At 72.6% G+C, this 5,012-nt stretch carries 4 protein-coding genes, 2 pseudogenes and 1 riboswitch; of the genes and pseudogenes, 4 read left to right on the top strand and 2 right to left on the bottom strand.

Going from position 1 to position 5,012, the window contains the following annotated elements:
- Positions 1 to 394, bottom strand: a pseudogene (locus JM949_RS33430) (ornithine cyclodeaminase family protein); the annotation flags it as partial.
- A 92-nt stretch (positions 395 to 486) separates the two neighbouring features.
- Positions 487 to 558, top strand: a riboswitch (guanidine-III (ykkC-III) riboswitch).
- 61 nt (positions 559 to 619) lie between these two features.
- Here JM949_RS33430 and JM949_RS33425 point away from each other — a divergent pair.
- Both JM949_RS33425 and JM949_RS33420 read left to right on the top strand, forming a co-directional pair.
- Positions 620 to 934, top strand: a complete 315-nt coding sequence (locus JM949_RS33425) for a DMT family transporter (protein WP_203152040.1) — start codon at positions 620 to 622, stop codon at positions 932 to 934.
- Between the two features lie 82 nt (positions 935 to 1,016).
- Entirely contained in the window at positions 1,017 to 1,262 is a 246-nt protein-coding gene (locus JM949_RS33420) for a hypothetical protein (RefSeq protein WP_203152039.1), read from the top strand.
- Between the two features lie 64 nt (positions 1,263 to 1,326).
- Here JM949_RS33420 and JM949_RS33415 read toward each other — a convergent pair whose 3' ends face one another.
- Positions 1,327 to 3,783, bottom strand: a complete 2,457-nt coding sequence (locus JM949_RS33415) for a DNA translocase FtsK (RefSeq protein WP_203152038.1) — start codon at positions 3,781 to 3,783, stop codon at positions 1,327 to 1,329.
- 114 nt (positions 3,784 to 3,897) lie between these two features.
- On the opposite strand from JM949_RS33415, the gene JM949_RS33410 reads away from it, so the two are divergent.
- Together JM949_RS33410 and JM949_RS33405 are read left to right on the top strand one after the other, a co-directional pair.
- Entirely contained in the window at positions 3,898 to 4,377 is a 480-nt protein-coding gene (locus JM949_RS33410) for a type III secretion system chaperone family protein (protein WP_203152037.1), read from the top strand.
- 53 nt (positions 4,378 to 4,430) lie between these two features.
- Positions 4,431 to 5,012: pseudogene (locus tag JM949_RS33405) on the top strand (YbjN domain-containing protein); the annotation flags it as partial.

Raw genomic sequence — 5,012 nt, 5'->3', positions numbered from 1 at the left:
ACGCCTGCCGGCCGGAGCCGAGCACACCGAGGGTGGCCGCGTCGGGGCGGGCCAGCGCGTCGACCGCCACGCCGCCCAACCCGCCGGTACGCCGGGAACCCAGCTCCTCGCCGACGGCGACCGCCCGGATCGCCCCGGTCCGGGCGTCGTGCAGCACCACCAGCTGCTCGCCCTGGGGGTGTCCGAAGGTGTCGTACGAGCGGAACCCGTACCACTCGCCGACCAGGTGCCCGGCCGTGAGCACCAGCCGTCCACCGCCCAGCGGGGCGGCGGCCCGGGGTGGGGCGATCAGACGTCCCTCGTACGCGGCCAGGAGTGCGGCGCGCATCGCGCCGACCGTGGTGGCGGCGTCCAGCGCGGCGACGACCTCGGGGTCGGCGTAGAGCAGAGTCATGACGCCCATACTGCAAGTTGAAGTCACGTAGAGGTCAACCGGGCCGTGCTGACGGTCAACCCCGCCGACCGGGGTTGGTGCTAGCGTCGGCGGCGGTGGCCCCGGATGCCGTGGCCGCTCCGGACGAGTGGTGGGCGTACCCGGTCAGGCCAAGACGCCCCGTGTGACGTGCAGACTCGACTCGTCCCGGTGCGGCAGCCCCGGGCACTTCCGGTGAGGTGAACGATGGCCTGGCTCGTACTGGTGATCTCGGGATTCCTGGAGACGGCCTGGGCGATCGCCCTGGACCGCAGCGCCGGCCTCAGCCGGCTGATCCCGTCCGTGGTGTTCGTGACGACCCTGGTCCTGAGCATGGCCGGGCTGGCGTACGCGCTGCGGACCATCCCCGTCGGCACCGGCTACGCGGTCTGGGTCGGCATCGGCGCGGTCGGCACCGCGCTGATCGGGATGCTGGCGCTCGGCGAGTCGGCCAGCCTGCCCCGGGTCCTCTGCCTGTTGCTGGTGGTGGCGGGCGTGATCGGTCTCAAGATCTTCCACTGAGGTGCCGGGTCGGCAGGCGTGACCAGCGCCCACAGTGGGTAGTGATCGATTCGTCACGACAGGCTCTCACCCGGAGGAAGACATGGCCGACATGCCGAGCACCGCCCGTCCCCGCAGCAACGCCGCCCGCATCCTCACCATCGTGGGCTTCGTCTTCGCGGTCCTCGCCCTGCTGCTCAACCCGATCATCTTCGGCGTACTCGGCGTCGTCGCGGGCGTCGTCGGCGCGGTGCTCGGTGACAAGCCGCTGGGCTGGTACGCCGCCGCGGCCAGCGTCGTCGCCGCGATCATCGGCCTGGTGATCATCGGCGCGCTGATCAACAACTGAACACTCCCCCGTCGCGGCCGCCGGACACCGGCGGGCCCGTCGTGCGTCCAGGGTCGGCTGTCGGTCAGTCCGCGTCGCCGCGCAGGCCGGCCAGGACCTCGTCCAACTCGTCCGGCTTGACCAGCACGTCGCGCGCCTTCGACCCCTCGGACGGCCCGACCACGCCCCGGGTCTCCATCAGGTCCATCAGGCGGCCCGCCTTCGCGAAACCGACCCGCAGCTTGCGCTGGAGCATCGAGGTCGAGCCGAACTGTGAGGTGACCACCAGCTCCACCGCCTGCACCAACAGGTCCAGGTCGTCGCCGATGTCCTCGTCGATCTTCTTCTTGTTGTCCTGGGCCGGGGCGAGCACCTCCGGGCGGAACTCCGGCTCGCGCTGGTCCTTGCAGAACTTCACCACGTCGGCGATTTCCCGCTCGGTGACCCAGGCACCCTGGATGCGGACCGGCTTGGAGGCCCCCATCGGCAGGAAGAGGCCATCACCACGGCCGAGCAGCTTCTCCGCGCCCGGCTGGTCGAGGATGACCCGGGAGTCCGCGAGGGACGACGTGGCGAACGCCAACCGGGACGGCACGTTCGCCTTGATCAGACCGGTGACCACGTCGACCGAGGGGCGCTGGGTGGCCAGCACCAGGTGGATGCCGGCGGCCCGGGCCAGCTGGGTGATCCGGACGACCGAGTCCTCCACGTCGCGCGGCGCGACCATCATCAGGTCGGCCAGCTCGTCCACGATCACCAACAGGTACGGGTACGGGCGCATCTCCCGTTCGCTGCCCGGCGGAGCCTTGATCTCGCCGTTGCGGACCTTGCGGTTGAAGTCGTCGATGTGCCGGACCCCGTTGGCGGCCAGGTCGTCGTAGCGCATGTCCATCTCGCGGACCACCCAGTCCAGCGAGTCGGCCGCCTTCTTGGCGTTTGTCACGATCGGGGTGACCAGGTGGGGAATGCCCTCGTAGCCGGTCATCTCGACCCGCTTCGGGTCGATCAGCAGCAGCCGCACCTCGTCCGGGGTGGCCCGGGTGAGGATGGACACCAGCAGCGTGTTGAGGCAGCTCGACTTGCCCGCGCCGGTGGCGCCGGCGATGAGGATGTGCGGCATCTTGGCGAGGTTGGCCACCACGTAGCCGCCCTCGATGTCCTTGCCGAGCGCCACCACCATCGGGTGGTGGTCGCTGGTCGCCGCCCGCGAGCGCAGCACGTCGCCGAGGGCGACGTTCTCCGGGTCGGTGTTCGGGATCTCCACGCCGACGGCGCTCTTGCCCGGGATCGGGCTGAGGATCCGCACGTCCGGCGACTTCACCGCGTACGCGATGTTGCGGGACAGCTGGGTGATCCGTTCGACCTTGACGCCGTGCCCCAACTCCACCTCGTAGCGGGTGACGGTCGGGCCACGGGTGAAGCCGGTCACCGCGGCGTCCACATCGAACTGGTCGAACACGCCGGTCAGCGCGGCGATCACCTCGTCGTTGGCCTTGCTGCGGGTCTTCGCGGCGGCTCCCGCGCTGAGCATGTTGGCCGGCGGCAGGGTGTAGTCCCCGGCCAGCCCGGTCAAGGCGAGCTGCTCGGCCCGGGTCGGGGCGGGCGAGTGCTCGGGCGGGTCGACCGGTGGCCTGCGGCTCGCCGGCACCTTCGGCGGCGACTTGCGCGGCAGCACCATGGTCTCCTGGAGGTCCGCGCCGTCCAGGTCCTCGAAGTCGTCCGGGTCCAGGGGCGGGGGCATCCGCTTGGCCGGTCGCCTGCGCGCCGGCTTGGCGGCCGGCTCGTCCGCCTCCTCGGCGGTCTCCGGCGCGGCGACCAGCCCACCGGCGAGCAGGCCCAGCCGCTCGGGAATCTTGTTGATCGGCGTCGCGGTCACCACGAGCAGGCCGAAGAGCAGCAGCAGGATCAGCAGCGGCACCGCCACCCAGGCGGTCACCGCCCGCTCCAACAGCCCGCCGACGCCGGCGCCGACCAGGCCGCCGGCGAAGTCACGTTGCAGCGGGCCGGCCGGGTCCTGACCGATCTGGAGCAGCGCGGCGGTGGACACCAGCAGCGAACCCCAGCCGATCAACCCACGGCCCCGGTGCTCCGGGTCGGCCGGCTCACGCATCAACCGCCACGCCCCGATCATCAACAGCACCGGTACGACCACCGAGATCGCGCCCAGGAACAGGCGGACCGAGTCGGCCAGGCGCGCACCCACCGGCCCCGCTCCGGAGAACCACAGCGCGACCGCGCTGAGCAGGGCCAGCCCGAACATCAGCAGACCGGCGCCATCACGACGGTGCTCCGGGTCGAGGTCACGTGCCGAGGCGGCCTGTCGGCCGGCGGCCCGCACGGCCCAGCCCATTCCGTGCGCCAACCCCATCCACAGTGCACCCACCGCGCGACCCACGTAGACGGCCGGGCCGGGCCGGGCCGGCGTGGTGCGACGTCGGACCGGCGCCCGGGTCTTCTTCGCCGGTTGACGGGCACGACTGTTGGTGCCACCGCGCGGCGACGCGCCGCGCCGCCGGCTCGCCTGAGAGGTACGGCCCGCCATAGAGTCACGGTAACGGTGGGGCCGGGCAGATCCGCGCTTTTCCGGGTCGTGTCCGCGCGTCGTAACACGAACCCCACCGCCGGTCGTGATATCCGCCTCAGAAGGGATGCCCGCATGGCGTCGCCGGAGATCGAGGGCGATCCACGTGATCCGCTGGCCGGGCACCCGGGCGCGCTGCGGCCACTGACCGGCGAGCTGGTCGCCGCGGTGCTCGCCGCCCGCGACCGGCCGGTCGGCTGGACCCTGGACGGCGAGCTGGTCGGTCACCTCGACGGCAACACGATCTGGTTCCTCCGCCTCGGCGGGGACGGCGAGCTGCTCCAGATCCGCACCATGGTCGGTCCCACCTTCGGCATCGAACGGGTGCCCGACCTCTACGCGTTCTGCAACTCGTGGAACCACGACCGGCTCTGGCCCAAGGCGTTCGTGCACGTCGACGACGACGGTCGGGCCCGGGTCTACGGCGAGGTGATCACCGACCTGGAACGCGGGGTGACCCCATACCAGCTCGACCAACTGCTCGACTGCGGCATCTCCACCGGCTGCCAGCTCGCCGTGGCGGTCCGTCGGCTGCCCGGCGCGGTGCCGTCGTGACCGGCCGGGACGAGTTCACCGGCAGCCGCACCGACCGGACCGCCCCGGCCGGCGTGCCGTCCACCGGTGACCGCGTCACGCCGGGCCCGGTCCCGGCGCTGGCGGCCGCGCTCGCCGACGCCCGGGACCTGCCCGACGGGCCGGCCCGACAGGTGGCCCTGGAACGGCTCGCCGAGCGCGCCGACGCGGCCGGGGACGTCCGGTCCGGGATGGACGCGCGGTTCGCGTTGATCGAGGCGTACCTGCTGCACGGGGAGCGGTGGCGCCTGGTCGAGCCGGTCCGGCGTTGCCGGGCCGCCGCCGACCACCGACCCGAGCTGCTCACCGACGCCGAGGCCGGCCTCCTGCTGCGCTACCAGCGGTACGCGGTGGAGGCGCTGCTCGGCACCCCCCGGGTCGGGTTGGACCAGACCCGGTCCCTGCTGCACGACCTGGCCCACCGGGTCGGCGCGGACGGCCCGGACGCACCGACCGTCGCCGAGCTGCACTGCCGGATCGCCGACCACCTGGGCGACGAGCCCACCGCCCGCCACTGGTACGAGCGGTGGTCCGGGCAGGCACCCGGTCCGGCCGGCGGCTGCCCCGGCTGCGCCTCGGCCCGGCGCGCCGAACTGCTGGCCGGCTGGGGCGAGTGG

This window comes from Micromonospora tarensis (genome assembly GCF_016803395.1).
GTDB lineage: Bacteria > Actinomycetota > Actinomycetes > Mycobacteriales > Micromonosporaceae > Micromonospora > Micromonospora tarensis.
The sequence above is the reverse complement of the archived record's forward strand: the minus strand, read 5'-3'. Positions and strand labels throughout refer to the sequence as shown.